We start from the raw sequence: 15,284 nt of genomic DNA on the forward strand, positions 1-15,284 counted from the left end.
CAATGAACCTCGATCTTTCGCTCTATCTCGTGCTGGATCCCGTGCAGTGCGGCGGTCATGCGCGCGCGCTGGAAATCACGCAAGCCGCGCTCGAAGGCGGCGTGACGATCGTGCAACTGCGCGCGCCCGAATGGCACAAGCGCGCGTGGCTCGCGCTGGCTTTGGATCTGCTGCCCATCACGCGCCGCTTTGGCGTGCCGCTGATCATCAACGATCACATCGATGTCGCGCTCGCGTGCGGCGCCAAAGGCGTGCATATCGGGCAAAAGGATCTGCCGCCGGAAATCGCCCGGAAACTGCTCGGGCCGCGCGCGTTGATCGGCTTGTCGGTATCGAATGAGCGGGAGGTCGATGACGCCAATCCCCTCGGCACGATGATCGATTACGTGGGCGTCGGCCCCGTGTTCGATACACCCACGAAGCCGGATGCATCGGCGGCGTTGGGTACGCAAGGAATCGCTGCACTGTGCGCGCGGTCGATACATCCGACGGTGGCTATCGGCGGAATCCAGCTGAGCAACGCCGATGATGTCAAACGCGCAAAGCCGGGCGGAATCGCGGTGGTATCGGCGATCTGCAAGGCCGCCGATCCACGTCTCGCCGCGCAGCAATTACGCGCTGGAAATCTGCAAATATCATGACCCATCCGATCCCCAACGTCCTCACTATCGCCGGTTCAGATTCGGGCGGCGGCGCAGGCATCCAGGCCGATCTCAAGGCATTTTCGGCGCTCGGCGCTTACGGTTTGTCGGTGATCACCGCCCTCACCGCTCAAAACACGCGCGGCGTGACGGCCATCCATACGCCGGACGCGTCGTTCGTCACGGCGCAACTTGACGCGGTTTTCGACGATATCCGTATTGATGCCGTGAAGATCGGCATGCTCGCAAACGCCGACGTGGTGCGCGCGGTCGCGGCTGCATTGCGTCGATACAAACCAGCGCATGTCGTGCTCGACACGGTCATGATTTCGAAGAGCCATCACGCGTTGCTTGCGCCAGAAGCGGTTGCCGCGTTACGCGAAGAATTGTTGCCGTTGGCCACACTGGTCACGCCGAATCTGCCGGAAGCGGCGGCGCTTTTGGACGACACGTCCGCTGAAGACGAAGAAACGATGGTTCGCCAGGGCGAAGCGCTGCGCACGCTCGGCGCGAAGGCCGTACTGATGAAAGGCGGCCATCTGAATTCTGCCGACAGTCCCGACTGGCTCATCGAAGCAAGTGGTTCGCTCAGGCTCGGCGGTCCGCGGGTGCCAGTGAAAAACACGCATGGGACGGGCTGCACATTGTCGTCATCGATCGCGGCGTTGTTGCCGCAACGCGACTCGCTCGCGGCCGCTACCGCCGATGCCAAGCTTTATCTGACGGGCGCAATCGAACAGAGCGCGCGACTCGAAGTCGGTCACGGCGTTGGACCAGTGCATCATTTTTTCAGGTGGTGGTGACGCGCGCATAACGCAACGCGCGCTCGGGCCAATCATCCGGCACGACGAAACCACGCGAACGCTCGTGCCAGAAATTCCCGGCGCTGCTGTCGTAGTTCGCCACCATCGTCGGTGCGCTCAGCGCGGTTGCATCGAAGCTCAGCGCCTCGACGCCTTCATCCGATATTGTCCGCTCGGCAAGCCATGCGAGTCTCGGTACGACGGCGAAAACCTCATCGCGCTTCGATTCCTGCCATTCCGATACCGTCAGCCACCAGCCGCGCAAGTGATCACCAGCGAGCTCGGGAGGCAACGTCGGCATGTCTCCTCGTCGATAAAACAGCCTGCCTTTGACGAACAACTCTGCCCGCCACGGTCCTTCAAAACCGAGCGATGCGAATTCATCGCGGGCGCTCAAACCCAGTTGATGCTTCAAAAGCCGGTCATGCTTGAGATCGAAGCGATCCTGCAAGTTCGGACCGACATAATCGGATAACGCGGCCGCACCCTCGCCGACGTGCAGATAGAACTTCACCGCAAGTTCCCAATGCAGACGTTCGCGCCGGGCATTGTGCAAGAGGAAGTCCACTTCGCCGAGCGTCTGTCCCGATGCACGCAACGGCACATTCGCCGCGACCAGCCGCGCATCGGGTCCATGCCGCAGAAAGTATTCGAGCAAAGCCTCGGCATACAGACCGAGTCGTTTCAGCGATGGCTTGTAGACTTGCGCATGTAGCGCCGCAGGATTTTGATCAAGCGCTGCGAGCCAGCTCAGAGCGGCCTCAGGCTTGTCGCGTGCTACAGGGCAAGCCAGCGGCGCACCCGCATGCGATGCGCTCAGCAAGTCAGGTGAAAACAGCAGCCACGCGAGGTCCTGGACGGCGGGATCGTTGAATTGCGCGGCTGTGATGGCGAGGGTCACGCGCCGTCCGCCACCTTCAGCGACTCGCGATAAGTCGCCTGCGCCAGGCACAGATCGGCCCACGCCTTGGCTTTGTCTGGCAGGCTGCGCAGCAAATACGCCGGGTGATACGTCACGATGACGGGCACACCCTCGTAGTCATGCACGCGCCCGCGCAGCGACGCAATGCTCGCCTCGGTCTTGAGCAGGCTTTGCGCGGCGAACCGTCCGAGCGCGACGATCAGCTTCGGCTTCACGAGCGCGACCTGACGCTTCAGATACGGCTCGCACCGTGCGACTTCATCGACTTCCGGATTGCGGTTACCGGGCGGCCGGCACTTGATCACATTCGCGATAAACACATTGTCTTCACGCGATAACGCCACCGAGTGCAGCATGCTGTCCAGCAGCTTGCCCGCCTGTCCCACAAACGGTTCGCCCAGCTTGTCCTCGTTCTCGCCCGGCGCTTCGCCGATCAGCATCCAGTCGGCATCTCGGTCGCCCACGCCGAAAACCGCGTTCGTGCGCCGTTCGCATAACTTGCACCGCTCGCAAACGGACACGCGGCCGGCGAGCACATCCCAGTCGAGGGACGCGATGTCGTTTGCAGTTTCGTCGATGGTTTCCGGCTCGGTGCGCGCTTCAGCCGGAATGTCGTCGAGCCATGGGATGTCATCGAAGGTCGGGGATTCCGGCGGTTCAGATCTGGCCATCGGCGCTTCGCGCACAACGCCCTGGTTTTTTTGCGCGGCCGAAAGCACGGCGTCGAGCGCGCTCAAAGCGTCGGTGCTTTCGTGTCCAGGCACGCTCGAAGCCGTGCGCGCCAGCTCGGCGGCAGCCGCGCGGTTCAACGGAATCGCCGTTGACCGGTCAGGTGTGACCGGTTCCGCAAGCGCCGCGGGCTCATCCGGCTGCGGTGCGCGTCTTACCCAGATCGTCCCGAGTCCGAACTCGTCGAACATCGACTTATGCAGCGCCATCGGCGGGCTCCTTTGAAAACGTCAGACGCATGACGAGCGCATCCTCGCGCGAACGGTGGCGTGCCGGATAATAGTTTTTCCGACGCCCGATAGTGGCAAACCCAAAGCGTTCGTAAAGCTGAATGGCACGCGGATTCGATGGCCGCACTTCCAGCAGCACGCCATCGAGCTTCTGATGCCGCGAGATGCGCACCGCTTCGCGCAGCAGAGTAAGCCCGGCTCCGGCATGTTGCGCTTGAGGCGCGACGCAAAGATTCAGAAGATGCATTTCATCGACAACCGGCATCAGCACGCAATAGCCCAGCAACGTGCCGGTGACATGGCGCAGACAAACGCCGTAATAGCCATTGCGCAACGAATCCTGGAAATTGCCGCGGCTCCACGGGAACTCGTACGCAATCTTTTCGATGGCGGCGACTTCGTCGAGATCCGCTTCCGTCATGGGGGACAGATAGCGATCGGCGAGCAACACGCCGCTCACCGTGACGGCTCCGCGGCGGAAGCGGCCTGAGAATCGGCCTGAGAAGCACCTTGAGCAGCGGCGTCCTTGGCCGCGCGTGCGTCCAAACGCTCGGCGGTCGTCTGCGCAACCTTGTTGCGCACGTACTCTGGCGCGGCCTGGTCCGGTGCAACCGTGCGGCCGGCGCGAAAGGCCCGGAGGCCGGCGAGCGCGACGGGCAAGGCATGTGGAAGCGCGTCGAGGTCGACATGGCACGCGGCTGAATGCTGTACCGGTAAAAGGTCGCCGAACGCGGCGGCCGCGTTTCCCGCGAGCGTGAAAGGAACATCGGGTGCCGGAATGACGCCCGGTACATCCAGCGATGCCGCCTGCAGCGTGCTCCAATCGTTCGCGGCATCGTCCCAGTGGAATTCGGCCCAATACGCCTCGTTCATGCGGGCATCGAGTGCAGCGATCACACGCGTGACCGACGGCTCATTCAAGCGCGCAAACTCGGCGCACGCAAGCAAGGTGCCGATGGGCACGACCGGGACACCCAGGCCAAAGGCCAGTCCCTGCGCCACGCCGGTCGCCGTGCGCAAACCGGTAAATGATCCGGGCCCGGCGCCAAAAGCGATCGCGCTGCAATCGGCGAGCTTCAGATCAGCTTGACCGAATAATTCGCGGATGGCGGGCAGCAAACGCGTGCTGGAGACCGGCCCGGTCAATTCATGGCTGAACCAGACGCGGATTTCGCCGGAAACATGGTGCGGAGCGTTTCGATAAGCCGCGGCCGCCTCCGGGCCGGCGACCAGCAACGCGACCGAGCAATATTCGGTCGATGTATCGAGGGCAAGCAGAACAGTACGTGTCATGGCCGCTATTGTAATGCGTGGCGTCGGGGCGCAAGCGTGCGCGCGCCCTTCATGAACAGGCGCAGGACGCGTCCTTGAGCAAATATCTGGAAGAAACCCTCGAAAATCGCCGCGCATACGCTTGCTATGATCGCTCATCCTATTCAAGCATTTACGGAGAACCGAATGAGCGAAATCGATGCGCAGTTTGTCAAAGCCCAGGCCGATGTCAAAGAATTGCCTGAACGTCCGGGCAACCTCACGCTGCTGCGCCTGTATGCGCTCTTCAAACAAGGCAGCATCGGCGACGCGGGCATCGACGAAAAACCCGGTTTTGCCGATATCGTCGGAAAATACAAATACGATGCGTGGGCTGCGCTCAACGGCACGCCGCAGGACACGGCCAAACAGCAATATGTGGAACTGGTGGAATCGCTGAAAAGTGGCGAATCGGCTTGAACGCATTGTTCGTGCGCTGCATTGGCGGCAATTCAGGCGTCAATGCAACATTCGCCGCCACTGCCTTCGCCGATGGACCCGCTATTGAATCAAACTGTCTTAAAATCTGGCGCAGCGCAACAATTCCCGATATACTGTTGCCTGCGCTTCACTGTGACCGGGTGAATTGATGTTTGAAGTCGATTCATTAGCTGATTCAACCCGCGCAGCGCGGCGCCTCGTAGCGTTTTGCTCCAATCCAGTTTAGAAACTGTCCCCTCCCTGCTAGGCCTTCTTCGGCCGATCATGCATCAGGCTGACGACAACGCCGCCTCGGCCTGTCGAATCCGATACAGCTTCTAACGAAAAGCTCGCCTTTATTGTTGCGAGCTGCCCCCGTTTTTCGATTTGCTCGCTGCTTCTTTGCTCGCTGAATCTGACGACTTGGGTATGCCGATTGGCGCCACACGCCTTATTCCCCGTTTCAAGGATCGACATGACTTCGAGCAACACCAATAGCCCGCTGGACTCCATCGCTGCAGTGGCACTCGGTACCGACGTACCCGCAGCGCCGGCAGCATCTGTTTCGCCCGCTATCCCTGCCCCCATTTCCTCAATCGCACCCGTTGGCGCTGCGATCGCCGTTCAGACCGGCCCGAGCTTCGAATCGCTCGGCCTGTCGCCGGAAATCGTTGTTGCGCTGACCGCTTCTGGTTATCAAGTACCGACGCCGGTTCAGCAGCGCGCGATCCCCGCAGCGCTCGCCGGCCGCGACTTGCTGGTTTCAAGCCCGACCGGTTCGGGCAAGACGGCAGCGTTCATGCTGCCGGCTATCGAACGTTTTTCGCAGCTCGAAAAAGCCAAGGCCGCTGCTCCCCGCGAGCCGCATGACCCGAACGCACGCCCGGCACGCCGTCAACAGCCGGTCGCCCGTCCGACCATGCTGGTTCTGACGCCGACGCGCGAACTCGCCATGCAGGTTACCGCCGCCGCGACCACGTACGGCAAGCATCTGCGCCGTCTGCGCACCGTCAGCATCCTCGGCGGCGTCGCCTATGGCCAGCAATTGATGCTGCTCGCGAAGAACCCGGAAATCCTCGTTGCTACGCCGGGCCGTCTGCTGGATCACTTGGAACGCGGCCGTATTGACCTGTCGCAACTGCAAATGCTCGTGCTCGACGAAGCCGACCGCATGCTGGACATGGGCTTCATCGACGACATCGAAACCATCGTTGCCGCTACGCCCGCTTCGCGTCAGACGCTGCTGTTCTCGGCGACCATCGACGGCAAGATCAGCTCGCTGACCGGCCGCCTGTTGAAGAACCCGGAACGCATCGAGATCATTCAAAAGCTCGAAGCGCAAAACAACATTGCGCAAACCGTGCATTACGTCGATGACCGCGATCACAAGGATCGTCTGCTCGACCATCTGTTGCGCGATGCCGGCCTTGATCAGGCTATCGTCTTCACGGCAACCAAGAACGACGCTGACCAGTTGGCCATCCGTTTGTCGGACGCTGGTTTTGAATCGGCCGCGCTGCACGGCGATCTGCCGCAAGGCGCGCGTAACCGCACGATTCGTGCGTTGCGTGAACGCAAGGTGCGCGTGCTGGTGGCAACCGATGTCGCAGCTCGCGGTATCGATATTCCCGGCATCACGCACGTGTTCAACTACGATCTGCCGAAGTTCGCGGAAGATTATGTCCACCGTATCGGTCGTACGGGCCGCGCTGGCCGTACGGGCACGGCAATCAGCCTCGTGCACCACGCCGAGCAAGGCGCGCTTAAGCGCATCGAGCGTTTCGTGCGCCTGCCGCTGGCAGTGAGCGTCATTGCGGGCTTCGAGCCGCGTCGTTCGGCGCCGGCTGGTGGCGGTCGTCCGGGCTTTGGCGGCCGTGGTCGTCCGGGCGGTGGCGCGGGTGCTGGCGCAGGCCGTCGTTTTGGTAATGGCGGCAGCAGCAGCGGTTCGGCCAAGCCGGGCGGCTGGGGCAACAAGCCAGCAAGCGCCGGTGCGCGCGACTCGCGTGACGGTGGTTCACGTGACGGTTACCGCAGCGGCGGTGGATCGCGTGATGGCGGATCGGGCTTTGGCGGCGGTTCGCGCGACGGTTATGCAGCACGTCGCAACGACGGTCCGCGCGCTCCGCGTCGTGGCAGCTAAATGTAGCTAATGTGCGCCGCGCTGCTTGCGCGCTTCGCTCGATAAAAAAACCGATGCCTCGTGCGTCGGTTTTTTTTGCCCGTCTCCAGCGTTTCACGATGTGGAAAGAGTTTGCGGGCGGTGAAATTGTTGGTGCACGGCACAAATATCAGCATCTCAGGATGAAAGAAATCGTTTCATATTGCGATATTTATCATCTAGTCGATTGAATTTAAACATGAAATCTTCTTCGAAATTTCTGCTTTCCCGCTGGATCGGGTCAGGTTACTTCTCTAGACTCTTATATAAGAGTTGAGCAAAAGAGCGCGCCCACTGACGCCCTGCTTGTTCAACAAGACGACCACTAGTTACTCATTAGCCAAAGCAATCAAAGGAGAAACGCCATGTCGCGCCAACAACAAGCTCAGGAACTTCAGAAGCAATGGGACACCGATCCGCGCTGGAAGGGCATCACGCGCAGCTACTCGGCTGAGGACGTCGTGCGTCTGCGCGGTTCGGTGCCGGTGGAACACACGCTCGCCAAGCGCGGCGCGGAAAAACTGTGGGCATCGATTCATGAAGAGCCGTTTGTTAACGCGCTCGGCGCGTTGACCGGCAATCAGGCCATGCAGCAGGTCAAGGCCGGGTTGAAAGCGATCTACCTTTCGGGCTGGCAAGTGGCCGGCGACGCGAACGTAGCTGGCGAAATGTATCCGGACCAGTCGCTGTATCCGGCCAATTCGGTGCCGCTGGTCGTCAAGCGCATCAACAACACGCTGACGCGCGCCGATCAGATCCAATGGTCGGAAGGCAAGAATCCCGGCGATGAAGGCTATCTCGATTTCTTCCAGCCGATCGTGGCGGATGCCGAAGCCGGTTTCGGTGGCGTGCTGAACGCGTTCGAACTGATGAAAGCGATGATCGAAGCCGGTGCGGCGGGCGTGCACTTCGAGGACCAACTGGCATCGGCCAAGAAATGCGGTCACATGGGCGGCAAGGTGCTGGTGCCGACTCGCGAGAACGTCGCCAAGCTTACGGCTGCGCGGCTCGCCGCCGACGTGTCGGGCACGCGCACGATCCTGCTTGCCCGCACGGACGCAGAAGCCGCCGACCTGGTGACATCCGACGTCGATGAAAACGATAAACCCTTCCTGACCGGCGAACGCACCATCGAAGGCTTCTTCCGCACGAAGCCGGGCCTGGAACAAGCGGTCTCGCGTGGTCTCGCGTACGCGCCGTACGCCGACATGATCTGGTGCGAAACCGGCAAGCCGGATCTCGCTTACGCGAAGAAGTTCGCCGAAGCGATTCATCGCGAGTTTCCGGGCAAGCTGCTTTCGTATAACTGCTCGCCGTCGTTCAACTGGAAGAAAAATCTGGACGATGCGACCATCGCCAAATTCCAGAAGGAACTCGGCGCGATGGGATACAAGTTCCAGTTCATCACGCTGGCCGGTTTCCACGCGCTGAACTATTCGATGTTCAACCTCGCCCACGGCTACGCGCGCAACCAGATGAGCGCGTTCGTCGAGATGCAGGAAGCGGAATTTGCTGCCGCAGAAAAGGGCTTCACCGCTGTGAAGCATCAGCGCGAAGTGGGCACGGGTTACTTCGATGCCGTCACGCAAGCGGTCGAGAAGGAAGCGTCGACAACGGCGCTGCACGGTTCCACTGAAGACGAACAGTTCTTCGAAGAAAAAGTGGCTTAACAGGCCGCGATGGGTTGAAGTTTGAGAAGGGCATACGGTCACAAACCGTATGCCCTTTTTCTGCTTTGACTGCTACCGCGGCTCGTCACGCCGCCAGCCACGCCCGCCCTTCTGCCTTCATTTCCACCTCCAAGCCGCTACCTTTGGTGGCAAAGGTTTTCTGGACTGGAAAGCCGCTTTTCTCGAGCAAGTAAGCGAGCGGCGCATATTCGCGCGGGTGCTTTTGCACCGCGGCCGCATCAATTTCGACGATACCGCTCGGAAACGTGAACGACCCCATGTCGTAAATGCTCTGGCGCTTCACGATCTTCCAGACGCCATCGCGCTTTTCAACTCGATCGTAAAAGCGGTTGTGCGAACTGCAGCCCAAGCCAAGTCGAACATTTTCACCGACGATTATTGCGTTGGTCTCGACAATGGCCTTATTGCCGTTGAACTCGACCACCGGTCCCGCGATGAAACGCTTGGTGCGCAGATCGGATTCGCCCATTTTCATCGATCCATCGACGAAATCACGGAACGAACCGTCGAACCAGGTGATCTCGATCGTGCCATCAGGATGAAACAGTTTGCGCAGCTCATCCCATTGCGCGAGATCGCGATGAATCCATCCGGTCATCAAATCTGCAATGCTCAGCCGATCTTCAAGGTACGTTTGCATAGTCAATCTCCTTCTATAGCGTAGTAAGCAGCGAATTCTCGATCGCCGCGATGCGAATGTAGTGTCACGCATCACCGCCATAACGTGAAGTAGATTGATATGATCGATTGATCAATTTTACTGATGGAATGTCGATCATGGACCTGCGTCATCTCCGCTATTTCGTCGCGGTCGCCGAAGAGAAACACTTTGGTCGCGCCGCACAACGTCTGCACATCGTGCAGCCTGCGCTGAGCATGCAAATTCGCTCACTCGAAGAAGAAATTGGCGGCGCGCTTTTTGTGCGCACGAGCCGCAACGTCGAACTCACGCGAGCGGGGTCGCTCCTCCTGGTGGAAGCGCGACGCACGCTTGCCCAAGCCGAGCGCACGAAAGACATTGTGCAGCGATCGCTGCGCGGCGAGACCGGCACAGTCAAAGTCGGCTTTGCAGGCAACGCCGTTGTGACCGGCAAGCTGACAGACAACTTGCGCGTCTTTCGCCAACGCTACCCCGATGCTGAATTACAGCCGGTCGAAATGTCGCCGCATCTGCAGAGCGAGGCGATCCTTGCGGGCCAGCTCGACGTTGGATACAGCCCGAGTCTGGGATCGGCGCCAGACCCGCAACTCATCGAGGAAAAGATCGGGACATGGCCGATGTTGGTCGCCATGGCGGAGGATCATCCGCTCGCGAAAAAGACACGTATTTCGGTGAAGTCATTGGTAACCGAGACGCTCATTCTCTACGCTTTCAACGAAGGCGAAAAAACCGTCGCGATGCTGAGCGCGCAAATGGGCGCACAGCCCAAGGCAGTGCATCGCGTGTCGAGCACGTTGACGGTGCTCGCGCTCGTCGCGGCAGGGTTCGGAGTGGCGATTGTCCCCGCGCCCGTCTCTCGCGTTGAGATTCAGAACGTGATCTATCGGCCGATCATTGAAACGGAGATATTGGCGGATTTGATGCTGTGTAGTCGTGCGAATGAAACCAGCGGCGCCGTGCTCGCTTTCCTCGCTCTCGCACGCGAAAACATATAGACGCGCTCGGAAGCGGTGTTATCGATACACAATGACCGGGATCTTGGTGTGCGTCAGAACCCGCTGCGTTTCGCTGCCGATCAGCAAGCTTCCCAGCCCGCGCCGTCCGTGCGACGCCATGAAGATTACATCGCAGCCATCACGTTCCGCGATATCGATTATTCCAATATAAGGCGCCGATTCGACGCTGGTAACGGCATCGCAGGAAACGCCGACCGAAGCCGCCGCTGCTTCAACCGCGGCCAGATGCTCACGCGCCTCCCTCTCCGATCGCTCATGGAAATCGCTGGGCGGCTCGACGGCGACATCTGCGAAAGGGGAATACGGATAGAGCGGCAAGCAAGCGTACGCCGTGATTCGCGCGCCCACCGACTGCGCCAGGTCGATGGCGCCGTCAATGGCCTTCTGCGACAGAACCGACCCGTCTGTCGGAACGAGAATGTGCTTGAACATGGCTGGCTCCCTCGCACTCCGTGTTGTCTTCTATTGTAGTAACGGAATCGGCGAGTGCCTAAGGCTTAAGCCTGCGTTATCTCGATCGCCTGTAGCTTACCCAGTCGCCACCGTCGATACGCGGCAACCCATGCACCGCCGCGTCGCTCACCGGATAAACCAGGCATTCGATCTCTTCAGCGCGTCCATCGAGCTCGACCGTCACGTGCATGTGCTCACCACGAAACAGGCCACTGATATCCGGCACCACTTCCTCGATTTCATCAAGAACGGGAACGAGCGTATCTTCTACACGATAAACATCGCCATGGACCGGCGCTGCGCTGGCGTCAGGAACGACGCCCGGATACGCGCCAAAATCATAAAGCCGTCCGTTGATATGGCCCGAGCCGACAAGCACAGGATCCGCAATGCAATTTCGCGCGGCCGCGCGATGAATGTCATTGCTTTCCCCGGCCCGCAGCGTGCCGTAGACAAATACGTGTTGCATGCGCTTGATTCCTCGAACTAACGGTTCCAGACAAGTCCGCGCATTATGCCAAGAGCAAAAACGACGATGCATTGACTATCATGATCGAAATCCGTTGAGATATTGCATGCTGATAAAGACCGACCGCCCTTTACATGCCGAAACCACCGAGGAAGTCGAACATCTCGACATTCCGGCCGAGTCATCGCCAACGCCCGCGCATCCTATCCGCGTTCGGTCGCGGCCCGTGCCTGCCGGCGTGCGGATCGCGCGGCATACGCATGCCTGGGCGCAGGTTGCGTGCACGACCCGAGGCGTATTACGGATCGCCGCGGAAGGTTCGACGTGGATGGTGCCGCCATCGCGGGCAATCTGGGTTCCGCCGAACGTCACGCATGAAGTGGTGATTGTGGAGGACGCGTTCCTGCGCACGCTTTATATCGACGAAAGCGTCGTGCCGGATGGACTCGATGCGTGCCGCGTGGTGGAAGTGTCGCCGCTGCTACGGGAAGTCGCGGTTGCGTTGAATGACACGACCATTTCGCGCGAACGGGAACGGCTGCTGGGAACCCTGGCTCTCGATGAAATCACGCGATCCCGCCCGCTTCCCCTTTCCATTCCAATGCCCACCGACAAACGTCTGCTCGCGTTGTGCGAAGCAGTGCTGGAAGACCCCGCGTCTGCCGATTCGCTTGAACACTGGGCCACGCTCGTGGGCGCAAGCACGCGTACGATCGCCCGCCTATTCCGGCGTGAGCTAGGGATAAGTTTTTCGCAATGGCGTCAACAGGCGGTGCTGGCGCGCGCCATTCCGCTGCTGAGTCAGGGAAAACCGCTCGCGCAAGTCGCGCTGCTATTGGGCTACCACAGTCAAAGCGCATTTTCAGCGATGTTCAGGCGTGCATTCGGCGAAAGTCCGCGCGCGTTTTTTGTCCGCGATGGCGAGCCGCACGACACGGCAAGCCATTAACGGCGTTCCTAAACGCTGCGCACCATATGCCGGATTGCGCCGAATTGCGCGAGCCGCGAACCCGCAGGCTTGTACCCCATGCGGACGTAGAGCCGGGCCGCGGGGTTATCGACGAAAACACGCAACTGCGTTTCTTTCAGTCCGCGTGCGCGCGCCCACCTGTGCGCCGTGTCCAGGAGGAAGGTCCCGGCGCCCGTCCGGCGCCATCCTTCAACGACTTGCACATCGCGAATATGAAGTGATTCGTCCTCTTCGGTCACCCGCATTACGCCGATGGCTTTGCCGTCACACTCGAGCACGAAGTTTTCGGATTCCCGCCAGCTCCCGAGGAAAAGGTCGCTGCGCCACACGAGATTGTGACGACGGTAGTAGCCGTTCATGTTGTTGCGCGTGAGTGCTTCGGCGAACGAAAAATCGTCCATCGACGCAAGGCGCAACATAAACGGCGAGAGGGCTTCGGTGGGATCGAGCATTGCGCGATGAAAGCACTGAATCAGGTCATCACACTAAGTCAGGCGGCGCACTCTGGCAATGGAGAGTTTTCCGGGCACATGCTTTCATGTGACGTTCGCCCCACAAGTTCAGCGAGACGAAACGCGCTACCGTGAAAACCGGACGCACAACGAAAAAAATCCAGCTTAGGCTGGATTTTTCCTTTACAACTCGTTGGCGGAGCGGACGGGACTCGAACCCGCGACCCCCGGCGTGACAGGCCGGTATTCTAACCAACTGAACTACCGCTCCACTTCTTTTCATCGACTTGAGAGGTTGGTCGACTCATCAAGCTTGCAGCGCTTCTAGCAGCCGCCGATGTTTTGGCGTCCCCTAGGGGATTCGAACCCCTGTACTCACCGTGAAAGGGTGATGTCCTAGGCCTCTAGACGAAGGGGACATAAACTTTTGCAGTTAATGTCTTTACTACTTTCGCTTTACACCTGACCGCTTTCTGATTAATCATGATTAACAACTTCTTAATCATTCGAATCAAACTCGTTTCGCTTTGTTCCGTTTAATCAGTTTTTTTCAGTGATCAGCGAAGAACGACATTATAAACAGCTTTTTGTATCTTGTGAAGTCTTTTTTATCCGATGCCTTGGCGTTTAAACTGACTTCACTCTGTTCCGTGGTGGAGGTAAGCGGGATCGAACCGCTGACCTCTTGCATGCCATGCAAGCGCTCTCCCAGCTGAGCTATACCCCCTTGCAGAACAGAAACGAGATTTTAAAGGGCACTTTTGAAGTTGTAAATACCTTTCGCCCTAGCTTCTGAAAATAAATCGTCTTTAGGGTGCGAACCAGCGATGCGAATAAGACACCGTTCGTGCTTGCGCCATATTGCCGTCGCGAGCACGTTCACCGCCATGCTTAAGCCGCACCCTTTTCCAGCCGCGCCAGCACCGTTTCGCGACCAAACAACATCAACACGGCGTCGATAGAAGGCGTATGCGTAGTGCCCGCCACGAGCAGACGCACCGGCATGGCCAGATGAGGCATCTTGAGCTTGTGACTCGTCAACGTGGCCTTGAACGCCGCCGAGATCGCTTCCTTGCTCCATTCGACTTCGCTCAAAGCAAGCCGCAGATCCGTCAGTGCGGGACGCACGGCTTCGGTGACATGCTGCTCAAGCGCAGCCGGATCAATCACGGGTTCGCGATAAAACATGGCGGCGTTCTCGGCGATTTCTTTCACCGTGGACGCGCGGTCCTTCAGCAGGCCGATCACAAGTTCCAGCGCCGGTCCTTGCTCGATCATGGCGGCGTCGATATCCAATTCCGCCAGGAACGGCTTCGTGAGCAACTCGAGCCGCGCGTTGTCGGCTTCCTTGATGTAATGCGCATTCAGCCAGTTCAGGCGATCCGGATCGTATTGCGCCGGCGACTTGCCAAGATGGTCGAGATCGAACCATTCCACAAATTGCTCACGCGAGAAGATTTCCGCGTCGCCATGCGACCAGCCGAGCCGCGCCAGATAGTTCAGCACCGCTTCCGGCAAATATCCGCTGTCGCGATACCCCATCACGCTCATGGCGCCGTGGCGCTTGCTCATCTTCTCGCCCTGCTCGTTGAGCACCGTCGGCAGATGGGCATACACGGGCACGTCGCCATCCAGCGCACGCAGGATGTTGATCTGGCGCGGCGTGTTGTTCACGTGGTCGTCGCCGCGAATCACGTGGGTGATCTTCATGTCGAGGTCATCCACGACCACGCAGAAGTTGTACGTGGGCGTGCCGTCCGGACGCGCGATCACGAGATCATCGAGTTCGTCGTTCGAGATTTCGATGGTGCCCTTCACCGCGTCGTCCCAGCTCACCACGCCACCGATCGGATTGCGGAAGCGGATAACGGGAGATACGCCTTCGGGAACGGGCGGCAGCACTTTGCCTTCTTCGGGGCGCCACGTGCCGTCGTAGCGCGGTTTTTCGCCTGCTTCACGCTGACGCTCACGCAATGCGTCGAGTTCTTCCGTCGACATATAGCAGTGGTACGCGAGGCCCCGGTCGAGCATCTGCTTGAGCACTTCGCGATAACGATCCATGCGCTGCATCTGGTAGATCGGACCTTCGTCGTATCCCAGGCCGAGCCATTCCATACCTTCGAGGATGGCGTCCACGGAGGCATCGGTCGAACGCTCCAGATCGGTGTCCTCGATGCGCAACACGAAAACGCCCTTCATCTTGCGCGCGAACGCCCACGGATAAAGCGCGGAGCGAATGTTGCCGAGGTGGATGAAGCCTGTGGGGCTGGGAGCGAAACGGGTACGGACTTGGGTCATGTGCGGTGTGCTCGATAGCTCAAATGCGCATGCCGGCACGGACTGCCAGGCAGCGATACA

16 protein-coding genes and 3 tRNA genes are annotated in these 15,284 nt (G+C 59.6%); 7 read left to right on the plus strand and 12 right to left on the minus strand.

What is annotated here, in order from left to right; genetic code table 11:
- Nucleotides 1-2 precede the first annotated feature (2 nt).
- Together thiE and thiD are read left to right on the plus strand one after the other, a co-directional pair.
- On the plus strand, nucleotides 3-641 hold the full coding sequence (gene thiE / locus HB633_RS06270) for a thiamine phosphate synthase (RefSeq protein WP_213777277.1): 639 nt from the start codon (nucleotides 3-5) through the stop codon (nucleotides 639-641).
- Nucleotides 638-1,444 (plus strand): bifunctional hydroxymethylpyrimidine kinase/phosphomethylpyrimidine kinase, encoded by an 807-nt coding sequence (gene thiD, locus HB633_RS06275; RefSeq protein WP_213777278.1) that lies wholly within the window; start codon nucleotides 638-640, stop codon nucleotides 1,442-1,444. Before thiE ends, thiD begins: the two co-directional genes overlap by 4 nt.
- Here thiD and HB633_RS06280 read toward each other — a convergent pair.
- The 4 genes from HB633_RS06280 to tsaB are packed head-to-tail and all read right to left on the minus strand — an operon-like array spanning nucleotide 1,431 to nucleotide 4,618.
- Nucleotides 1,431-2,345 carry a DUF1853 family protein gene (locus HB633_RS06280; protein WP_213777279.1) on the minus strand — a complete coding sequence of 305 codons (915 nt, stop codon included), beginning with the start codon at nucleotides 2,343-2,345 and terminating at the stop codon, nucleotides 1,431-1,433. The two genes, thiD and HB633_RS06280, sit on opposite strands and share 14 nt — an antisense overlap.
- Nucleotides 2,342-3,304, minus strand: a complete 963-nt coding sequence (locus HB633_RS06285) for a uracil-DNA glycosylase (RefSeq protein WP_213777280.1) — start codon at nucleotides 3,302-3,304, stop codon at nucleotides 2,342-2,344. The genes HB633_RS06280 and HB633_RS06285 overlap by 4 nt, the downstream gene beginning before the upstream one ends.
- Entirely contained in the window at nucleotides 3,291-3,785 is a 495-nt protein-coding gene (rimI, locus tag HB633_RS06290) for a ribosomal protein S18-alanine N-acetyltransferase (RefSeq protein WP_213777281.1), read from the minus strand. Before rimI ends, HB633_RS06285 begins: the two co-directional genes overlap by 14 nt.
- The gene (gene tsaB, locus HB633_RS06295) at nucleotides 3,782-4,618 is read right to left on the minus strand and encodes a tRNA (adenosine(37)-N6)-threonylcarbamoyltransferase complex dimerization subunit type 1 TsaB (protein WP_213777282.1); all 837 of its coding nucleotides are present in this window, start codon (nucleotides 4,616-4,618) and stop codon (nucleotides 3,782-3,784) included. Before tsaB ends, rimI begins: the two co-directional genes overlap by 4 nt.
- A 165-nt stretch (nucleotides 4,619-4,783) precedes the next feature.
- Here tsaB and HB633_RS06300 point away from each other — a divergent pair, with 165 nt between their 5' ends.
- From HB633_RS06300 to aceA, 3 genes are all read left to right on the plus strand, one after another.
- The gene (locus tag HB633_RS06300; RefSeq protein ID WP_213777283.1) at nucleotides 4,784-5,056 is read left to right on the plus strand and encodes an acyl-CoA-binding protein; all 273 of its coding nucleotides are present in this window, start codon (nucleotides 4,784-4,786) and stop codon (nucleotides 5,054-5,056) included.
- A 475-nt stretch (nucleotides 5,057-5,531) separates the two neighbouring features.
- Nucleotides 5,532-7,196, plus strand: coding sequence for a DEAD/DEAH box helicase (locus HB633_RS06305; RefSeq protein ID WP_213777284.1), 1,665 nt, complete (start codon nucleotides 5,532-5,534; stop codon nucleotides 7,194-7,196).
- Nucleotides 7,197-7,579: 383 nt separating this feature from the next.
- Nucleotides 7,580-8,884, plus strand: a complete 1,305-nt coding sequence (gene aceA, locus HB633_RS06310) for an isocitrate lyase (RefSeq protein WP_213777285.1) — start codon at nucleotides 7,580-7,582, stop codon at nucleotides 8,882-8,884.
- 85 nt (nucleotides 8,885-8,969) lie between these two features.
- Here aceA and HB633_RS06315 read toward each other — a convergent pair whose 3' ends face one another.
- Nucleotides 8,970-9,626 carry a nuclear transport factor 2 family protein gene (locus tag HB633_RS06315; RefSeq protein ID WP_255580781.1) on the minus strand — a complete coding sequence of 219 codons (657 nt, stop codon included), beginning with the start codon at nucleotides 9,624-9,626 and terminating at the stop codon, nucleotides 8,970-8,972.
- A gap of 56 nt (nucleotides 9,627-9,682) precedes the next feature.
- Here HB633_RS06315 and HB633_RS06320 point away from each other — a divergent pair, with 56 nt between their 5' ends.
- Complete coding sequence (locus HB633_RS06320; protein ID WP_213777286.1) at nucleotides 9,683-10,561, plus strand: LysR substrate-binding domain-containing protein; 879 nt, start codon at nucleotides 9,683-9,685, stop codon at nucleotides 10,559-10,561.
- 18 nt (nucleotides 10,562-10,579) lie between these two features.
- Here HB633_RS06320 and HB633_RS06325 read toward each other — a convergent pair whose 3' ends face one another.
- Nucleotides 10,580-11,014, minus strand: a complete 435-nt coding sequence (locus HB633_RS06325) for a universal stress protein (protein ID WP_213777287.1) — start codon at nucleotides 11,012-11,014, stop codon at nucleotides 10,580-10,582.
- A gap of 76 nt (nucleotides 11,015-11,090) precedes the next feature.
- Nucleotides 11,091-11,504, minus strand: coding sequence for a gamma-glutamylcyclotransferase family protein (locus HB633_RS06330; protein WP_213777288.1), 414 nt, complete (start codon nucleotides 11,502-11,504; stop codon nucleotides 11,091-11,093).
- A 106-nt stretch (nucleotides 11,505-11,610) separates the two neighbouring features.
- On the opposite strand from HB633_RS06330, the gene HB633_RS06335 reads away from it, so the two are divergent.
- On the plus strand, nucleotides 11,611-12,453 hold the full coding sequence (locus tag HB633_RS06335) for a helix-turn-helix transcriptional regulator (RefSeq protein ID WP_213777289.1): 843 nt from the start codon (nucleotides 11,611-11,613) through the stop codon (nucleotides 12,451-12,453).
- A gap of 8 nt (nucleotides 12,454-12,461) precedes the next feature.
- On the opposite strand, the gene HB633_RS06340 is transcribed toward HB633_RS06335, so the two are convergent.
- The 5 genes from HB633_RS06340 to gltX all read right to left on the minus strand — a co-directional run bounded on the left by HB633_RS06340 (nucleotide 12,462) and on the right by gltX (nucleotide 15,224).
- Nucleotides 12,462-12,926 carry a GNAT family N-acetyltransferase gene (locus tag HB633_RS06340; protein ID WP_056352642.1) on the minus strand — a complete coding sequence of 155 codons (465 nt, stop codon included), beginning with the start codon at nucleotides 12,924-12,926 and terminating at the stop codon, nucleotides 12,462-12,464.
- A gap of 194 nt (nucleotides 12,927-13,120) precedes the next feature.
- Nucleotides 13,121-13,197, minus strand: a tRNA-Asp gene (locus HB633_RS06345).
- Nucleotides 13,198-13,269: 72 nt separating this feature from the next.
- Nucleotides 13,270-13,345 (minus strand) — tRNA-Glu (locus HB633_RS06350).
- A gap of 232 nt (nucleotides 13,346-13,577) precedes the next feature.
- Nucleotides 13,578-13,653, minus strand: a tRNA-Ala gene (locus HB633_RS06355).
- A gap of 164 nt (nucleotides 13,654-13,817) precedes the next feature.
- A complete protein-coding gene (gene gltX, locus HB633_RS06360) occupies nucleotides 13,818-15,224 on the minus strand; it encodes a glutamate--tRNA ligase (protein WP_213777290.1) in 1,407 nt (468 codons plus the stop codon).
- Nucleotides 15,225-15,284 lie beyond the last annotated feature (60 nt).

It is taken from the genome of Caballeronia sp. dw_276 (assembly GCF_018449635.1).
In the GTDB taxonomy this organism is placed as follows: Bacteria; Pseudomonadota; Gammaproteobacteria; order Burkholderiales; family Burkholderiaceae; genus Caballeronia.